General features: G+C 66.6%; 14 protein-coding genes. 9 read left to right on the plus strand and 5 right to left on the minus strand.

All coding sequences use genetic code 11. From position 1 onward, the window contains the following. The first annotated feature begins 8 nt into the window (after window positions 1-8). Genes A5782_RS22940 through A5782_RS22960 form a run of 5 tightly spaced genes read left to right on the plus strand, consistent with a single transcriptional unit; the run spans window position 9 to window position 5,014 of the window. Complete coding sequence (locus A5782_RS22940) at window positions 9-1,421, plus strand: extracellular solute-binding protein (RefSeq protein ID WP_067104382.1); 1,413 nt, start codon at window positions 9-11, stop codon at window positions 1,419-1,421. 49 nt (window positions 1,422-1,470) lie between these two features. After that, window positions 1,471-2,406 (plus strand): carbohydrate ABC transporter permease, encoded by a 936-nt coding sequence (locus A5782_RS22945; protein WP_067104383.1) that lies wholly within the window; start codon window positions 1,471-1,473, stop codon window positions 2,404-2,406. A 16-nt stretch (window positions 2,407-2,422) separates the two neighbouring features. Next, a complete protein-coding gene (locus tag A5782_RS22950) occupies window positions 2,423-3,247 on the plus strand; it encodes a carbohydrate ABC transporter permease (RefSeq protein WP_156624073.1) in 825 nt (274 codons plus the stop codon). Between the two features lie 4 nt (window positions 3,248-3,251). Further along, window positions 3,252-4,430, plus strand: coding sequence for an ABC transporter ATP-binding protein (locus tag A5782_RS22955; RefSeq protein WP_067104385.1), 1,179 nt, complete (start codon window positions 3,252-3,254; stop codon window positions 4,428-4,430). Beyond that, window positions 4,427-5,014 carry a suppressor of fused domain protein gene (locus tag A5782_RS22960; protein ID WP_067104389.1) on the plus strand — a complete coding sequence of 196 codons (588 nt, stop codon included), beginning with the start codon at window positions 4,427-4,429 and terminating at the stop codon, window positions 5,012-5,014. The genes A5782_RS22955 and A5782_RS22960 overlap by 4 nt, the downstream gene beginning before the upstream one ends. 26 nt (window positions 5,015-5,040) lie before the next feature. Here the strand turns inward: A5782_RS22960 and corA are convergent, their stop codons facing one another. Continuing rightward, entirely contained in the window at window positions 5,041-6,141 is a 1,101-nt protein-coding gene (gene corA / locus A5782_RS22965; RefSeq protein WP_067104478.1) for a magnesium/cobalt transporter CorA, read from the minus strand. A gap of 189 nt (window positions 6,142-6,330) precedes the next feature. On the opposite strand from corA, the gene A5782_RS22970 reads away from it, so the two are divergent. The 3 genes from A5782_RS22970 to A5782_RS22980 are packed head-to-tail and all read left to right on the plus strand — an operon-like array spanning window position 6,331 to window position 9,447. Then, window positions 6,331-7,320 (plus strand): malate dehydrogenase, encoded by a 990-nt coding sequence (locus tag A5782_RS22970; protein ID WP_067104391.1) that lies wholly within the window; start codon window positions 6,331-6,333, stop codon window positions 7,318-7,320. Window positions 7,321-7,372: 52 nt separating this feature from the next. Further along, window positions 7,373-8,581, plus strand: coding sequence for an NADP-dependent malic enzyme (locus A5782_RS22975; protein WP_067104393.1), 1,209 nt, complete (start codon window positions 7,373-7,375; stop codon window positions 8,579-8,581). After that, the gene (locus tag A5782_RS22980; protein WP_067104395.1) at window positions 8,578-9,447 is read left to right on the plus strand and encodes a glycine betaine ABC transporter substrate-binding protein; all 870 of its coding nucleotides are present in this window, start codon (window positions 8,578-8,580) and stop codon (window positions 9,445-9,447) included. Before A5782_RS22975 ends, A5782_RS22980 begins: the two co-directional genes overlap by 4 nt. Before the next feature lie 117 nt (window positions 9,448-9,564). Here A5782_RS22980 and A5782_RS22985 read toward each other — a convergent pair whose 3' ends face one another. The 4 genes from A5782_RS22985 to A5782_RS23000 all read right to left on the minus strand — a co-directional run bounded on the left by A5782_RS22985 (window position 9,565) and on the right by A5782_RS23000 (window position 16,181). Continuing rightward, window positions 9,565-10,416, minus strand: coding sequence for an SDR family oxidoreductase (locus tag A5782_RS22985; RefSeq protein WP_067104397.1), 852 nt, complete (start codon window positions 10,414-10,416; stop codon window positions 9,565-9,567). Window positions 10,417-10,525: 109 nt separating this feature from the next. Next, complete coding sequence (locus A5782_RS22990) at window positions 10,526-11,353, minus strand: SDR family oxidoreductase (protein ID WP_067104399.1); 828 nt, start codon at window positions 11,351-11,353, stop codon at window positions 10,526-10,528. 92 nt (window positions 11,354-11,445) lie between these two features. Next, window positions 11,446-15,165 (minus strand): multifunctional oxoglutarate decarboxylase/oxoglutarate dehydrogenase thiamine pyrophosphate-binding subunit/dihydrolipoyllysine-residue succinyltransferase subunit, encoded by a 3,720-nt coding sequence (locus A5782_RS22995; protein ID WP_067104401.1) that lies wholly within the window; start codon window positions 15,163-15,165, stop codon window positions 11,446-11,448. 236 nt (window positions 15,166-15,401) lie between these two features. Next, window positions 15,402-16,181, minus strand: coding sequence for a hypothetical protein (locus A5782_RS23000; RefSeq protein ID WP_197694322.1), 780 nt, complete (start codon window positions 16,179-16,181; stop codon window positions 15,402-15,404). A gap of 272 nt (window positions 16,182-16,453) precedes the next feature. On the opposite strand from A5782_RS23000, the gene A5782_RS23005 reads away from it, so the two are divergent. Beyond that, complete coding sequence (locus A5782_RS23005; RefSeq protein ID WP_067104404.1) at window positions 16,454-18,481, plus strand: MFS transporter; 2,028 nt, start codon at window positions 16,454-16,456, stop codon at window positions 18,479-18,481. Window position 18,482 lies beyond the last annotated feature (1 nt).

Consider the following 18,482-nt stretch of genomic DNA (forward strand, 5'->3'; position numbering starts at 1 on the left):
GTGAACTAGTGGTGAGTCGGCGCGGGCGCATGCGCCGGGTAGGCGCAATCGCGCTGGCGACGGCGATCATCGCCGCGGCGGTATCGGCGTGCGGTTCCGGAAGCCACGGGTTGGTCATCAGCTTCTATACGACGGCCGCCGACGGTGCGACGTTCACCGCGGTCGCCCAGGACTGTACGAAGCAATTCGATGGTCGCTTCGCGATCCAGCAGATCAGTCTGCCCCGGGCCCCCGGCGAGCAGCGTTTGCAGTTGGCCCGCCGGCTGACCGGTCACGACCGCACGCTGGATGTGATGTCGCTGGACGTGGTCTGGACGGCCGAGTTCGCCGAAGCGGGCTGGGCGTTGCCGCTGTCCGACGATCCCGAGGGGCGCACCGAGACCGACGCCACCGTCGATACCTTGCCGGGCCCACTGTCGACAGCGCGCTGGAAAGGCAGGCTGTACGGTGCCCCCGTCACCACCAACACCGAATTGCTTTGGTATCGGCGCGATTTGGTGACACAGCCGCCGCGAACCTGGGACGGCATGGTGTCAGAGGCCACCAGATTGCACGCCGCGGGACAGCCCAGCTGGATCGGCGTGCAGGCCAACGAGGGCGAAGGTCTGGTGGTCTGGTTCAACACGCTGCTTGCGAGCGGGGGTGGTCAGGTGCTCTCCGAGGATGGCCGCCGTGTCACGCTGACCGATACGCCCGCGCACCGGGCGGCCACCGTCAAGGCGTTGCGCATCCTCAAGTCGGTGGCCGTCGCGCCCGGAGCGGATCCGTCGATCAGCCGGACCGATGAGAGCACGGCGCGATTGGCGCTCGAGCAAGGTCGGGCGGCGCTCGCGGTCAACTGGCCGTACGCGCTGGCGTCCATGCTGGAGAACGCGGTGAAGGGCGGGGTTCCCTTCTTGCCTCTCAACCGGAATCCGAAGATGGCCGGCAGTGTCAACGACGCCGGGACATTCGTGCCCAGCGACGAGCAATTCCGTATCGCGTATCAAGCCAGCCAGCGAGTTTTCGGCTTCGCGCCGTATCCCGGTGTGGCGCCGGGCCGTCCGGCCAAGGTGACGATTGGCGGGGCGAACCTGGCGGTGGCCAGCACCAGCCGTCACCGCGCCGAAGCGTTCGAAGCCATCCGCTGCCTGCGTAACCTGCAGCACCAGAAGTACGTTTCGCTCGAAGGCGGCCTGCCCCCGGTACGTACCTCGCTGTATTCCGACCCGCAATTCCAGACCAAATATCCGATGTACACCATCATTCGCCGCCAGCTCACCGATGCCGCAGTGCGCCCGGCAACGCCGGTCTACCAGGGTGTGGCTATCCGGCTCGCCGCGACACTGAGCCCCATCACCCAGATCGACCCCGAGCGGACCGCCGACGAGCTCAGCACCCAGGTGCAGAAGGCGATCGACGGGAAAGGGCTACTGCCGTGACGCGTGCCGGTGACGACGCAGAACGTAGCGATGCGGGGAAGCGGCGCCGATGACCGTAGCCGTTCCCGAAACCCGCACCGCGCGAGCACCTTTCGTGGCACCCCGGTTGCGCAGTCGGCCATCCGAACGGCGACTGGCATTTGTTCTGGTCGCCCCCGCCGCGATCCTGATGCTGGCGGTGACGGCGTATCCGATCGGCTATGCCGTGTGGTTGAGCCTGCAGCGCAACAACCTTGCCGTTCCCAACGACACCGCGTTCGTCGGACTGGACAACTACGTGACGATCCTCACCGACCGCTATTGGTGGACCGCGCTGGCGGTGACGCTGGGCATCACCGTGGTCTCGGTGTCCCTCGAGTTCGTCCTGGGCCTGGCGCTGGCGCTGGTGATGCACCGCACCCTGGTGGGCAGAGGCCTGGTGCGCACCGCGGTCCTGATCCCGTACGGCATCGTCACCGTGGTCGCCTCGTACAGCTGGTATTACGCCTGGACGCCCGGCACCGGTTATCTGGCCAACCTGTTACCGCAGGGCAGTGCGCCGCTGACCGAACAGATCCCGTCGCTGGCGATCGTCGTCGTCGCCGAGGTCTGGAAGACGACGCCGTTCATGTCGTTGCTGCTGCTGGCCGGATTGGCCCTGGTCCCAGAGGATCTGCTGAAAGCGGCCCAGGTCGACGGTGCCGGCGCGTGGCGGCGGCTGACCAGAGTCACCCTGCCGATCATCAAGCCGGCGGTGGTGGTCGCGTTGTTGTTCCGGACCCTGGACGCGTTCCGCATTTTCGACAACATCTACGTGATCACCAACGGCGCCAACAACACCGGATCGGTGTCGATCCTGGGCTACGACAACCTGTTCAAGGGCTTCAACGTCGGGCTCGGCTCGGCGATCAGCGTGCTGATCTTCGTCTGTGTGGGTCTGATCGCCTTGCTGTTCATCAAGGTGTTCGGCGTGGCGGCGCCCGGGGGTGACGTCGATGGCCGCTAACGGGGCGGGCTTATCGATGGGCGCGCGGCGCACTGCGGCGTGGGCCGTCATCGACACCCTGGTGGTGGTGTATGCGCTTCTTCCGGTGTTGTGGATCTTCAGTCTGTCCCTGAAGCCGAGCTCAACGGTCAAGGACGGCAAGCTGATTCCGTCGTCGGTATCCTGGGACAACTATCGCGGCATCTTTGGCGGTGACTTCTTCAGTTCGGCGCTGATCAACTCCATCGGGATCGCGTTGAGCACCACCGCGATCGCCGTGGTGCTCGGCGCGATGGCGGCATACGCGGTTGCCCGGCTGGACTTTCCGGGCAAGCGGTTGCTGGTCGGGGCCACCCTGTTGATCACCATGTTTCCCGCGATCTCGCTGGTGACGCCGCTGTTCAACATCGAACGCTTCATTGGTTTGTTCGACACCTGGCCGGGTTTGATCCTGCCCTACACTACGTTCGCGCTGCCGCTCGCGATCTACACGCTGTCCGCCTTTTTCCGGGAGATCCCTTGGGATCTGGAGAAGGCGGCGAAAATGGACGGTGCGACGCCGGCTCAGGCGTTCCGCAAGGTGATCGTGCCGCTGGCGGCGCCCGGTGTGGTGACGGCGGCGATCCTGGTGTTCATCTTCGCCTGGAACGATCTGCTGCTGGCGTTGACCCTGACCGCCACCAAAGCGGCCATCACCGCGCCCGTGGCGATCGTGAACTTCAGCGGCAGCTCCCAGTTCGAGGAGCCGACCGGGTCGATCGCGGCGGGCGCCGTCGTGATCACGGTCCCCATCATCATTTTTGTTTTAATCTTCCAACGACGAATCGTCGCCGGGTTGACCTCGGGCGCGGTGAAGGGATAACTCGATGACCGAGATTGTGCTGGACCATGTCAGCAAGAGTTATCCCGATGGCGCGACGGCGGTGCACGACCTGAACCTCACCATCGCCGATGGCGAATTCCTGATCCTGGTCGGCCCTTCGGGCTGCGGCAAGACCACGACCTTGAATATGATTGCCGGGCTTGAGGACATCTCATCCGGCGAGCTGCGCATCGGCGGTGAACGGGTGAACGAGAAAGCGCCCAAAGACCGCGATATCGCGATGGTGTTCCAGTCCTATGCGCTGTACCCGCACATGACGGTGCGGCAGAACATCGCCTTCCCGTTGACGCTGGCCAAGATGAAGAAGTCCGACATCGCCCAGAAGGTCGAAGAGACGGCGAAAACCCTCGACCTCACTGAACTTCTGGACCGCAAGCCATCGCAGTTGTCGGGCGGGCAGCGGCAGCGGGTGGCGATGGGCCGCGCAATCGTGCGGCATCCCAAGGCGTTTCTGATGGACGAGCCGCTGTCGAACCTGGACGCCAAACTGCGGGTACAGATGCGCGGCGAGATCGCCAGGCTGCAGAAGAGACTGGGCACCACGACGGTCTACGTCACCCACGACCAAACCGAGGCCATGACGCTGGGCGACCGCGTGGTGGTGATGCATTCCGGTGTTGCGCAACAGATCGCCACACCGGACGAGCTGTACGAGCACCCGGCCAACCTGTTCGTCGCCGGCTTCATCGGCTCGCCGGCGATGAATTTCTTTCCCGCCACGCTGACGCCCGTCGGGCTCAAACTGCCCTTCGGCGAGGTGATGCTGACACCGGAAGTCCAAGAAGTGATCGCCCAGCATCCCGAGCCCGCGAACGTCATCGTCGGCGTGCGGCCCGAGCATCTGTCCGACGCCGCGTTGATCGACGGTTACCAGCGAATCAGGGCCCTGACCTTCGAGGTGAAGGTCGACTTGGTCGAGTCGCTGGGCGCCGACAAGTACGTCTACTTCTCCACCGCGGCGTGGGCCGCGCACTCGGCCCAGTTGGACGAGTTGGCCGCCGAGTCGGACGCCCACGAAAACCAGTTCGTAGCAAGGGTTCCCGCCGAATCGAAGGCGGCCATCGGACAGTCGATCGAGTTGGCGTTCGACACCACCAAGCTGGTGGTTTTCGATGCGGATTCCGGGGCAAACCTGACCGTCGCGCCGGCCGGGGCATCGTGACACAGGATCGGGTGCGCGCGCATCTGCAGGCTCACTTCACCGACGCCGAGCCCGATGCGGCGAGCGTGACGTTTCTGGGCACCGAGACCATCGAAGTGCTGCGATTCCGCGAGCCGGACGCGACGGTGCACTACGCCACGTTGGGCTGCTCACGCCATCCCATGACCGAACCAACGCTGGATATTGCCGACCCGGTGCGCGGCCCGCGCGCCGAAATCGTGCTGCAATTGCGCGATCCCGGACCGGTCACCGGCATCGCGCGCAGCCTGGCGATACTGGCGGCGGCCCCGGCCGTCGACGGTGTGGTGCTGTGCGCCGACGCGCTGGTCGATCTCGGCTCGCCGTTGTGGGCGTCCCCGTCGGCGCGGGTGCCGTTCACCGCCGTGCTGTTGGGCCGCAGCGACATCGACGATCTGCCGCTGGATGCGCCCCGCGACCCCGTGCAGTTTCTGTCGGCGACGCCCATCACCGCAACCGAAGCGGCGTGGGTGCGGCTCAAGGGTGCCGAGGCGATGCGGCAAGCGTGGGACAACGACGGTGTCGATGTGCTGGATCCGAATCGCCCTGCCGCACAGCCTGGTTGACGCCAGGCGCCGATCCCTCGAGCGTGCTAGAGCCAGTTGTTGCGCCGGAACTGGAAATACAGTCCCACGCAGGCGACGGTCATCACGGCCATGATCCCCGGATAACCCCACGTCCAGTTCAGCTCGGGCATGAAGTGGAAGTTCATCCCGTAGATTGCCGCGACCATGGTGGGCACCGCCAAAATACCGGCCCAGGCCGCCATTTTGCGCATGTCGTTGTTCTGCTGCATCCCGACCCGGGCCAACGCCGCCTGGATCAACGAGTTGAGCATGTCGTCGTAGCTGGCGATCTGGTCCGCGGCCTCGGAGTGGTGGTCGGCGACGTCACGCAGATAGCGCCGCACTTCTTTGGAGATCACGTCCTTGTTGTCCATCTGGATGCGATGGAATGCGCCCGACAGCGGACTGACGCACCGGCGCAGTTCGACCACCTCGCGCTTGAGCAGATAGATCGGTTCGACGTCGATCTTGCTGCCCGGGGCGAACGCCAGCCCCTCGATGCCGTCGATGTCGGACAGCATCAAACTGCTCACCTCGAGGTAGTGGTCCACCACATGGTCGGCGATCGCGTGCATCACCGCGTAGGGGCCCAACTGCATCTGCTCGGGGTCGCCGTCCATCCGCTTACGCACGTTGGACAGTCCGCCGTGTTCGCCGTGGCGGACCGTGACCACGAAATCCCCGCCGACGAAAACCATGATCTCGCCGGTCTCGACGATCTCGCGGGCCAGCACCACCGATTCGTGCGGCACGTAGTTGACGGTCTTGAGGACAAGAAACAGGGTGTCGTCGTAGCGCTCCACCTTGGGCCGCTGATGGGCGCACACCGCGTCTTCCACCGCCAGCGGGTGCAGCCCGAACACGTCAGCCACTTCCTGCATCTCGGACTGGCTGGGTTCGCGGAGGCCGACCCAGACGAATGCCTGGTGCCCCAGCGATTCGATCTCGCGCACTTTGTCCAGTGCGGCCGCGTACCCGAGTTTGCCGGGCAACCGATGGCCATCGGCGTAGACGGCGCAGTCGACCAGCGTCTCCTTGCGCGGCTCTGGGGGCGGGCTCGGCTTGGGGTGCGGATCGTGCGCAAGGGGCCGAAGCGCTTCGGGCAATGCGTCGAATCCTTGGAACACATCCACCTCCCACTACGCGCAGATCCGACCAGGCGGTGCTCCATGCTACGCGTCCCGGCTGTTCAAAGCGCGACGATCAGGTGTCGAAAAGCCCTGGTAGTGGACCGGAGATCGTCGGCCGACGAGAGTGCGCTAGTTTCGAGCCGAAACCCGAATCTGCACGAACTTCTCCACAAGGAGTAAAACGACGTGAGCGCAAGTCCTCTCAAGGTCGCTGTCACCGGCGCCGCCGGCCAGATCGGCTACAGCCTGTTGTTCCGCCTGGCCAGTGGCTCGCTGCTGGGCCCCGACCGCCCGATCGAGCTGCGTCTCCTGGAGGTCGAGCCCGCGCTCAAGGCGCTGGAGGGCGTCGTGATGGAGCTCGACGACTGCGCGTTCCCGTTGCTGTCCGGCGTCGAGATCGGCGCGGACGCGAACAAGATCTTCGACGGCGTCAACCTGGCGCTGCTGGTCGGCGCGCGGCCGCGCGGCCCGGGCATGGAGCGCAGCGATCTGCTGGAGGCCAACGGCGCGATCTTCACCGCGCAGGGCAAGGCGCTGAACTCCGTCGCCGCCGATGACGTCCGTATCGGCGTGACCGGCAACCCGGCCAACACCAACGCGCTGATCGCGCTGAGCAACGCCCCCGACATTCCCAAGGAGCGGTTCTCCGCGCTGACCCGCCTGGACCACAACCGGGCGATCTCGCAGCTGGCCCGCAAGACCGGTGCCGCGGTGACCGACATCAAGAAGGTGACCATCTGGGGCAACCACTCGGCCACCCAATACCCCGACATCTTCCACGCCGAGGTCGGCGGCAAGAACGCGGCCGAGGTGGTCAACGACCAGAACTGGATCGAGAACGACTTCATCCCGACCGTCGCCAAGCGCGGCGCGGCGATCATCGACGCGCGCGGCGCCTCCTCGGCCGCTTCGGCGGCGTCGGCCACCGTCGACGCGGCCCGTTCCTGGCTGCTGGGCAGCCCGGACGGTGACTGGGTGTCGATGGCGGTCTACTCCGACGGCTCCTACGACGTGCCCGAGGGGATCGTGTCGTCGTTCCCGGTGACCACGAAGGACGGCAACTGGTCGATCGTGCAGGGGCTGGAGATCGACGAATTCTCGCGTGGCCGAATCGACAAGACCACCGCCGAGCTGGTCGACGAGCGCAGCGCGGTTACCGAGCTCAAGCTGATCTGAGACCCACGTCACCAATTAGGGCTACTAATGGGTAGTCAGTACCCTGAAGCGCGTGTCCGAATTGCTTGAATCGATACAGACGCGCGCAGAGCAGGGCGTGATCACCGACGCGGAGATCTTCGAGGCACACGTAGGCGGCAAGCTTTCGGTAGGCCTGACGTCGCCCCTGGACACCCAACGCGCATTGTCGATCGCCTATACCCCCGGCGTGGCGCAGGTCAGTCGTGCGATCGCCGCCGACCACGCCCAGGCCGCTCGCTACACGTGGGCGAACCGGCTGGTCGCGGTGGTCAGCGACGGCAGCGCGGTGCTGGGCCTCGGCGACATCGGGCCCGCGGCGTCGCTGCCGGTGATGGAGGGCAAGTGCGCCCTGTTCCAGGCGTACGGCGGACTGAACGCCATCCCGATCGTGCTGGCCACCAAAGATCCCGACGAGATCGTGGAAACCCTGGTGCGCCTGCGCCCGACGTTCGGCGCCGTCAACCTCGAGGACATCGCCGCACCGCGCTGCTTCGAGATCGAACGTCGCCTGATCGAGGCGCTGGACTGCCCGGTGATGCACGACGATCAGCACGGCACGGCGATCGTGGTGCTGGCCGCACTCATGGGTGCGAGCAAGGTGCTCGGCCGCGACATGACGTCGCTGAAAGTGGTGGTTTCCGGAGCCGGCGCGGCCGGTGTCGCGTGCACCAATCTCCTTATGGTGATGGGTGTTTCGGATATCACTGTGCTCGATTCGCGCGGGATTCTGCACCCTGGCCGCGACGACATGAACGACGTCAAGGTGGCTCTGGCGCGGCGCACCAATCCCGACGGCCTCACCGGCAGTCTGGCCGAAGCCGTCCAGGGCGCCGACGTTTTCCTGGGGTTGTCGGGGGGTGTGGTGCCCGAAGAGATGATCGCCACCATGGCGCCCAACGGGATCGTGTTCGCGCTGTCCAACCCCGATCCGGAAATCCACCCCCACGTCGCGGCCAAGTACGCCTCGGTGGTGGCCACCGGCCGCAGTGATTTCCCGAACCAGATCAACAACGTGCTGGCCTTCCCCGGGGTCTTCCGCGGTGCGCTGGAAGCCGGTGCCCGCCGGATCACCGAAAAGATGATGGTCGCCGCGGCCGAGGCGATCTTCTCGGCCGCCAGCGACGACCTTGCGCTCGACCGGATCGTCCCCAGCCCGCTGGACACCCGGGTCGGGGAAGCCGTCGCCACAGCGGTGGCGCTGGCCACAGAAGCCTCAGACACCTCCGTCGCCGGGGGGTGAGAATCGCCAGGCTGGCGGTGCCGCTGCTCGCCGCCGCACTCGTTGTGGCCGGTTGCGCAACCGACACCGGCGACCGTCGTGCCCGTGCCGAAGTGGTGGTCGGATCCCGGCCTGACGCCGATTCGGTGCTGCTGGCCGGCGTGTACGTCGCCGCCCTGCGGTCCTACGGGTTCGGTGCGCGGGCCGCAACCGCGGCCGACCCGAAGCAGCAACTGGATTCCGGCGCATTCACCGTCGTTCCCGCCTTCACCGGGCGCATGCTGCAAACCTTGCAGCCCGGCGCGACGGCAATGTCGGACAAAGACGTCTACCGCGCGATGATCGCCGCGCTGCCCGAAGGCGTCGTGGCGGGCGACTACACGACCGCCGCTGAGGACAAGCCCGTCTTGCTAGTAAGCCGGCCCACCGCCAAAGCGTGGGGCGGCAGCGATGTTAGCGCGGACTTGAGCACGCTGCCCCGACACTGCGACGGCCTTGTCGTCGGGGCCGCCGCCGGGCGCCAGGAACCGTCGACAGTTGGCTCGTGCCGACTTCCCGCGCCGCGTGAATTCCCCGACAGCGCAACGATGTTCGCGGCAATCCGGGGCGGCGAGCTGACGGCGGGATGGACCACTACCGCCGACCCGGGCACTCCCGGCGATCTGGTCGCGCTGGCCGACGGCAAACCCGCACTGATCCGCGCCGAGAACGTGGTGCCGCTTTATCGCCGCAACGCGCTCAGCGAACGGCAGTTGCTGGCGATCAACGAGGTGGCCGGCGTGCTGGACACCGCCGCCCTGGCCGAGATGCGCCGGCAGGTGCGCACCGGCGCCGACCCGCAGGCGGTGGCGGGAGGCTGGCTGGCCGAGCATCCGCTCGGCCGCTGACGGCTAGGGCTGACGTGCCCCGGCTCTCTTTCGCGCGTATCCACGCGCTCATCGACCGGGTCAGGGCTGACGTGCCCCGGCTCTCTTTCGCGCGTATCCACGCGCTCATCGACCGGGTCAGCGCTTCGGCATCAACCGGTGCACAACCTGCTGAAGCCGGCCCATGATGGGGCCGCCGAGCAGCCGCTCCGGTCTCGAGCCCGTCAGCCGTACGACCAGGTCCATCGCTTTGACGTCGGGACCGACCAGCACCCGCGCCTTGTTTTTGCGCACGCCTTCGAGGATGAGCTGGGCGGCTCGCTGCGGGGTGGTCTTGGCCTGCTGCTCCTCGAACATACTGGCCAGCTCGGCATGGTCGAGGCCCTCGACCCCGGTGGCGTTGCGGGCGAACGCGGTCTTGATGCCGCCCGGATGCACCGTCGTCACCCGCACCGGGTGACCGGCCGCCGCCATCTCCTGATGCAGCGCCTCGGTGAACCCCCGGACGGCGAACTTCGCCGAGACGTAGGCCGCCTGGCCGGGCGCCGAGAACAGCCCCAGCGCACTCGAGATGTTGATGACGTGCCCGTCGCCGGAGGCGATAAGGTACGGAAGGAATGCCTTGGTGCCGTTGACGACGCCCCAGTAGTCGACGTCGATCACCCGCTCGATGTCCTTGAACCGGCTGTCCTCGATGGATCCGATGAACGTGATGCCGGCGTTGTTGTAGATCTGGTTCACCGTGCCGAAGTGCTCGTTGACGGCGTCCGCGTAGGCCAGGAAGGCCCCACGCTCGGTCACGTCGAGCCGATCGGACTTGAACGCCGCGCCGATCGCCGTCAGCTGTTCGGCGGTCTGCGCCAGCCCCTCGGTGTCGACGTCGCTGATCGCCACCTTGGCACCCGCCCGGCTCAGCTCCACCGCCAACGCCTGGCCGATACCGGAACCCGCACCGGTGACGACGGCGACCTTGCCGGCGAACCTATCCATGCAACACTCCCTCGACCAGGGTTGACCGCTTGACGCTAATCGTTACCAGCGATGCTGGCTACAGCAGGCCGAAATGGTGAATCAACGGTCATCGACCCTGAGAGATCGGTCACTGCTTGGGCAGCAACCGGCCCATCACCGGCCCGAACAGCTGCTGATAACCCGAACCCGTCAGCCGCACCAAGAAGTCCAGGACCTTGGCGTCCGGTCCGACCAACACCCGCGCCTTCTTCTTGCGCACCGCGTCCAGGATGATCTGGGCGGCGCGGTGTGGGGTGGTCTTGGCCAGCCGCTTGTCGAACAGTTTGGCCAGCTCGGCCTGGTCGAGGCCCTCGGCGGCGGTGGCGTTGCGCGCGATCGCGGTCTTGATGCCGCCGGGGTGCACCGTGGTCACGGCCACCGGGTGGCCGGCGGCCGCCATCTCCTGGCGCAGCGCCTCGGTGAAGCCACGCACGGCGAACTTGGCCGAGTTGTAGGCAGCCTGCCCGGGCACCGAAAAGAGCCCGAACACGCTGGATACGTTGATGACGTGCCCGTCGCCGGAGGCGATCAGGTGCGGAAGGAACGCCTTGGTGCCATTGACGACGCCCCAGAAGTCGACGTCCATCACCCGTTCGATGTCCTTGAACTGGCTGACTTCCACGTCGCCGGTGAAGGCGATGCCGGCGTTGTTGTAGATCTGGTTGACCTTGCCGAAATGCTCCTTGACCCCGTCAGCGTAGGCCAGGAAGGCCTCGCGCTCGGTCACGTCGAGCCGATCGGACTTGAAGGCCGCGCCGATGGCTTTCAGCTGGTCCTCGGTGTGGGCCAGACCCTCGAGGTCGACGTCGCTGATCGCCACCTTGGCCCCCGATCGGGCCAACTCAAGGGCCAGCGCCTGCCCGATACCCGAACCCGCGCCCGTCACCACCGCGACCTTGCCGGCGAACCCTTGCATGAGCACCCTTCCTAATCGGCACGTTTGCGTCGAGGCTAGCCGGTACCAGCGGTCCCTGATACCTGCGGGTAGCCGATTGCGCCCTCGCCGGTCTAGCCGAAGGCCGTGTCGAGGATCTCCTGCTGCTCGACGGCGTGCACCTTCGACGAGCCCGACGAGGGGGCCGACATCGCCCGGCGCGAGATGCGCTTGATCCCGGTCAACTTGTCGGGCAGCAGCTCGGGCAGCTCCAGCCCGAATCGCGGCCATGCACCCTGGTTGGCCGGCTCCTCCTGGACCCAGAAGTACTGCTCGACGTTCGGGTAGCGATCCAGCGTTTCGCGCAGCCGGCGCTTCGGCAGCGGAGCGAGTTGCTCGATGCGCACGATCGCCACATCGTCGCGGTTGTCCTTGGCCTTGCGGGCCACCAACTCGTAGTAGATCTTGCCGCTGGTCAGCAGGACCCTGCTGACCTTGCTGCGATCACCGATGCCGTCCTCGTAGGTGGGCTCTTCGAGCACCGAGCGGAACTTGATCTCGGTGAAGTCCCTGACGTCGCTGACCGCGGCCTTGTTGCGCAGCATCGACTTCGGCGTGAACACGATGAGCGGACGCTGCACACCGTCGAGGGCGTGGCGCCGCAACAGGTGGAAGTAGTTCGACGGTGTCGAGGGCATCGCGATCGTCATCGAACCCTCGGCCCACAGCTGCAGGAAGCGCTCGACGCGACCCGAGGTGTGGTCGGGGCCCTGGCCCTCGTGGCCATGCGGCAGCAGCAGCACGACATTGGACAGCTGGCCCCACTTGGCCTCACCGGAGCTGATGAACTCGTCGATGATCGACTGCGCACCGTTGACGAAGTCCCCGAACTGCGCCTCCCACAACACCAGGGCGTCCGGGTTGCCCACCGTGTAGCCGTACTCGAAGCCGACGGCGGCGTACTCGGACAGCGGCGAGTCGTAGACCAAGAACTTGCCGCCGGTCGGGGTGCCGTCGGCGTTGGTCGCCAACAGCTTCAGCGGCGTGAACTCTTCGCCCGTGTGGCGGTCGAAGATCACCGAATGCCGCTGGGAGAAGGTGCCGCGCCGGGTGTCCTGCCCCGACAGCCGCACCAGCTTGCCCTCGGCCACCAGCGAACCCAGCGCCAGCAGCTCACCGAAAGCCCAGTCGATCTTGCCCTCGTAAGCCATCTCCCGGCGCTTCTCCAGCACCGGCTGCACGCGCGGGTGCGCGGTGAAGCCGTCCGGAATCGCCAGGAATGCGTCACCGATGCGGGCCAGCAGCGCCTTGTCCACCGCGGTGGCGAGGCCGGCGGGCAGCATCTGGTCGGCCTCGACCGATTCGCTGGGCAGCGCGCCGTGTTTCTCCAGCTCGCGAACCTCGTTGAACACCCGCTCCAGCTGGCCCTGGTAGTCGCGCAGCGCGTCCTCGGCTTCTTTCATCGAGATGTCGCCGCGGCCGATCAGGGCTTCGGTGTAGCTCTTGCGGACTCCCCGCTTGAGGTCGACGACGTCGTACATCGCGGGGTTGGTCATCGACGGGTCGTCGCCCTCGTTGTGGCCGCGCTTGCGGTAGCACAGCATGTCGATGACGACGTCCTTCTTGAACTCCTGCCGGAAGTCGACGGCCAGCTTGGCCACCCACGCGCACGCTTCCGGGTCGTCGCCGTTGACGTGAAAGATCGGCGCCCCGATCATCTTCGCGACGTCGGTGCAGTACTCGCTGGACCGCGAATACTCCGGCGCGGTGGTGAAGCCGATCTGGTTGTTGGCGATGATGTGGATGGTGCCGCCGACGCGATAACCGGGTAGGTGGGTCAGGTTCAGCGTCTCGGCGACCACGCCCTGGCCGGCGAACGCGGCGTCGCCGTGCAGCATCATCGGCACCACCGAGAAGGCTTTTTCGTCCCCGTGGTCTTCCGCACCGCGGTCAAGCAGGTCCTGTTTGGCGCGCACCAGACCCTCGAGCACCGGGTCGACGGCTTCCAGGTGCGACGGGTTGGCGGTCAGCGACACCTGAATGTCGTTGTCGCCGAACATCTGTAGGTACACACCGGTGGCGCCCAGGTGATACTTCACGTCCCCGGACCCGTGCGCCTGTGCCGGGTTGAGGTTGCCCTCGAACTCGCTGAAGATCTGGGAGTACGGCTTGCCGACGATGTTGGCCAGCACGTTGAGCCGGCCGCGGTGCGGCATGCCGATGACCACCTCGTCGAGTCCGTGCTCGGCGCACTGATCGATCGCGGCGTCCATCATCGGAATGATGCTTTCCGCACCCTCAAGTGAAAAACGTTTCTGGCCAACGTATTTGGTTTGCAAGAAGGTTTCGAATGCCTCGGCCGCGTTCAGCTTGCTCAGGATGAACTTCTGCTCGGCCACCGTCGGTTTGACGTGCTTGGTCTCGACGCGCTGCTGCAGCCATTCCTGCTGTGTCGGTTCGAGAATGTGGGTGTATTCCACGCCGATGTGGCGGCAGTAGGCGTCGCGCAGCAGACCCAGCACGTCGCGCAGTTTCTTGTACTGGCATCCGGCGAAGCCGTTGACCTTGAATACCCGGTCCAGATCCCACAGCGTCAGGCCGTGGTTGAGAATTTCGAGATCGGGGTGGCTGCGGAAGCGGCTGCCGTCCAACCGCAGCGGATCGATGTCGGCCATCAGGTGACCGCGATTGCGGTAGGCCGCGATCAACTCCATCACCCGGGCGTTCTTGTCGACGATCGAGTCCGGGTTGTCGGTGCTCCAGCGCACCGGCAGGTACGGGTTGCCCAGCTCGCGGAAGATCTCGTCCCAGAAGGCATCCGACAGCAGCATCTCGTGAATGGTGCGCAGGAAGTCGCCGGACTCCGCGCCCTGGATGATGCGGTGGTCGTAGGTCGAGGTCAGCGTGATCAGCTTGCCGATACCCAGCTCGGCAATGCGTTCCTCGCTGGCGCCCTGGAACTCCGCGGGGTACTCCATGGCGCCGACACCGATGATGGCGCCCTGGCCGCTCATCAGCCGCGGCACCGAGTGCACCGTGCCGATGGTGCCCGGGTTGGTCAGCGAAATAGTCACGCCGGCAAAGTCTTCGGCGGTCAGCTTGCCATCGCGGGCGCGTCGCACGATGTCTTCGTAGGCGGTGACGAACTGCGCGAACCGCATGGCTTCGCAGCCCTTGATCCCCGCGACCACCAGGGAACGCTTGCCGTCTTTGCCTTGTAGGTCGATGGCCAGGCCGAGGTTGGTGTGCGCGGGCGTCACCGCGGTGGGCTTGCCGTCGACCTCGGCGTAATGCCGATTCATGTTCGGGAACTTCTTGATCGCCTGCACCAGCGCGTAGCCCAGCAGGTGGGTGAACGAGATCTTGCCGCCGCGGGTGCGCTTGAGCTGGTTGTTGATGACGATCCGGTTGTCGATCAGCAGCTTGGCCGGGACGGCGCGGACACTGGTCGCGGTCGGCACGTCCAGCGACGCCGACATGTTTTTGACGACGGCCGCCGCGGCACCCCGCAGGGTCTGCAGCTCGTCGCCGTCCGCCGGCGGGGGAGCAGAGGCCTTGGCCGGCCGCGCCGCGCTCCCATTGCCGGCGGCAGTGCTGGCAGGCGGTGTGGGCCTGGCGGGCTCGGTGGTTTGCGGGGTCGCCGGAGCCGGTTTCGGCGGTGCCGCCGCGGTGGCCTGCGGGCCATCGCCGCTGGTCGAGGCGGCCGGCGCGAATTCACTGGTCGCTTCGGGGTTGTAGTCGACCAGAAACTCGTGCCAGCTCGGATCGACTGACGAGGGGTCGTCGCGGAACTTGCGGTACATCTCCTCGACCAGCCATTCGTTTTGCCCGAATGGTGAACTTATGTTGCTCACGACCGCAGTTCGCCTCAATCCTTCTGTTTCGCAGGCGCATTCCCGTGGCACCTGCACTCTTGTCGGCCCCGGATGACCGGACACCTCACACCCATGGCGGTACCCATTGTTCCGCCCTATAAGGCTAACCTTTCGCTGCCGATCCGCCAGGCTGACCGGGGTCACCAGGACCGCCGAGGGGCGGTCCCGATGGTGGCGACCCGCTGCGCCCGGCTACGCCGCGCTTGCGATCGCCACTAGCCGGCTTCGTGGACCGGGGGCACCAGATGCAGCGCGCGGGGCCAGCGCGCGGGCGGGGCGCCGAAAGCCCGGTTGGCATTGCGGATCATCTTCTTACCGGCAAGGTAGTTGCCGATGGCACCCACCACGACCCCGATCCCGACCGGCAGCAGTTTGCCGAACAACAGCGCGCCGCGCCGCAGGGTGTACTTCCTGACCCACGACTTGAGCAGCCGTGAGTTCAGCCGCGACATCGACGACAGCGGCAGGGCGGCCAGGCTCTCCGAGATCCAGCCGCCGTTGGTGCGCCTCGGACCGATCAGCTGGGCGACGGCGTGCTCGCTGTTGTCGCCGACGAGCACCGCCAGCACCAGCGCGCGACGTCGCTCCCGGTGATCGGCCGGAATGTCGTAGACCGCCGCCACCGCCAACACCAGGAACGCGGTGGCCTCCAAGAAGGTGACGGTTTCGGCGGCCGCCGCGGACAGGGCACTGATCGTGCCGATGCCGGGGATGGTCGCGGCGGCCCCCACCGCAACGCCGCCGGCGGTCACGATGGCCAGGTATCGCTTCTGCAGCTTGGCCAGGATCTCCGCCGGGCTGGCATCGGGGTGGGCGTTGCGCAGCCGGGTCACATAGGCCTCGGCGGCCGGGCCCTGCAACCGCGAGCTCCGCTCGATGACCTGCGCCAACGCCCGCGCGGACATTTTGGGCCGGCCGTTGTCGGCGCTCGGCGGCTGTCCCGCGTTGGACATGGTGAAAAACCGGTTCGGCGACTTCTTCCGTCGAGCCCGCATATTTGTCTCTCCTGCACCTGGCGTTCTTCCAGGCTAACGCGCCCGCGGCAAATCCTGACGCGATATGCTCCCCGGCCGGATCCTTGGCTGCCGGCCCCTTGCCTCACCGGGAATAATGCAGGCTGGATGTCCGCGACGGTCCGTGCCGTTTCTCGGTCCCCATGCTGGTATCGCTCCGCGCTCGGGTATATCAGCTGCGTGGGTTGGGCCGGTCGACCAAACGGGCCGATACGGCTGAACAGCATCGTCGGGAGTGAAACGAGGTGGGGTGGATGACCACGGCTACGCCCCGCACGCCCGGGGGAGCGCGGCGCGCGGGCTCGGGGCCGGCCCAGGCCGCCAACCGCTGGGACTTTCTCACCCGAAGCACGGCGGCGTCACAGAACCCCTGGAACCCGCTGTGGGCGATGATGATCGGCTTTTTCATGATCATGGTCGACTCGACCATCGTGGCCATCGCGAACCCGACCATCATGGCCAGTTTGCGCATCGGCTACGACACCGTGGTCTGGGTGACCAGCGCCTACCTGCTGGGCTATGCGGTCGTGTTGCTGGTGGCCGGGCGCCTGGGCGACCGGTTCGGCCCGAAGAACCTCTACCTGATCGGCCTGGTGGTGTTCACCGTCTCCTCGGTCTGGTGCGGGCTGGCCGGCAGCGCGGCCATGCTCATCGCGGCGCGCGTCGTGCAGGGCGTCGGCGCGGGGCTGCTCACCCCGCAGACCTTGTCGACCATCACCCGGATCTTCCCGGCGCAGCGACGTGGCGTCGCGGTGAGCCTGTGGGGCGCCACCGCCGGCGCCGCCAGTCTGGTGGGCCCGCTGGCCGGTGGTGTGCTGGTCGACGGGCTGGGATGGCAGTGGATCTTCTTCGTCAACGTCCCCATCGGCGTCCTCGGGCTGGGGCTGGCCTATTGGCTGATCCCGGTGCTGCCCACCCAGTCGCACCGCTTCGACCTGATCGGAGTCGCGCTGTCCGGCGTGGGCATCTTCCTGATCGTGTTCGGGCTGCAACAGGGCCAGGCCGCGCACTGGCAACCCTGGATTTGGGCATTGATCGTCGCGGGCGTCGGATTCATGACGGCCTTCGCGTTCTGGCAGTCGCTCAACGCCCACGAGCCGCTGATTCCGTTGGTGATCTTCGGCGACCGGGATTTCAGCCTGTGCAACGTCGGGGTGGCCATCATCTCGTTCACCGCGACGGCGATGATGCTGCCGCTGACGTTCTATGCGCAGGCCGTGTGCGGGCTCTCGCCGACGCGCTCGGCCTTGCTGATCGCGCCCATGGCGATCGCCAACGGTGTCTTCGCGCCGTTCGTCGGCAAGATCGTCGACAAATACCATCCGCAGCCGGTGCTCGGTTTCGGCTTCTCGGTGCTGGCGATCGCGCTGACCTGGCTCACCTTCGAGATGTCGCCGACGACGCCGATCTGGCGGCTGGTTTTGCCGTTCTTCGCGATGGGTGTCGGAATGGCGTTCGTGTGGTCACCGCTGACGGCCACCGCGACGCGCAACCTGCCGCCGCAGCTGGCCGGCGCGGGCTCTGCGGTGTACAACTCCGTGCGCCAGCTCGGCGCGGTGCTCGGCAGCGCCGGCATGGCGGCGTTCATGACATGGCGGATCACCGCCGAGATGCCGCGGCAGCCGTCCGGCGGGGCCGCCGGCGAGGATGCGCTCACCTTGCAGCTGCCCGGGTTCCTGCGCGAACCGTTCGCCGCCGCGATGTCGCAATCGGTGCTGTTGCCGGCGTTCGTCGCGTTGTTCGGAATCATCGCCGCACTGTTCTTGGTGGGGTTTGCGCCTCGGGCGGGCAAGGGGGATGGCATGGCGGGCGACGGACCGCTCGCATCCGACGGCGATGACATCGTCGACGACGACTACGACGACGACGAGTACGTCGAATTCGTCCTGGTGCGCGAGCCCGACGCCGAGCGGGGACGCAACCTTGAGCCACCCCGGCAGCGGCTCGATCGCCCGCGCCCGGCGCCTACCGCAGCGCCACGCCGCGGTCCCACCGATCCGTGGCAGACGGTGCTCGACGAACCTGCCGCGCAAGGTCAGCCGATCGGCCACGCCCACAATGGGTCTCATGTGGACAGCGGCAAACGGCTCCGCCAGGTGGCGGTGCGGCGTCCGCCTAAATCCATCCCACCGGGCGATCGGCTCACCCGGCCTCCGCGACGCCACCACAACGGCTCGGCGGGGCGGCATTTCACCGAGGGAGAGTCGCTGCGAGGTCAGCATCACCGTTCCGATCCGGACGACGACCCCACCGGTTCGGGCAGGCACTCGTCAACCGGTTAGC

The organism is Mycobacterium sp. 852002-40037_SCH5390672, assembly GCF_001665875.1.
In the GTDB taxonomy this organism is placed as follows: Bacteria; Actinomycetota; Actinomycetes; order Mycobacteriales; family Mycobacteriaceae; genus Mycobacterium.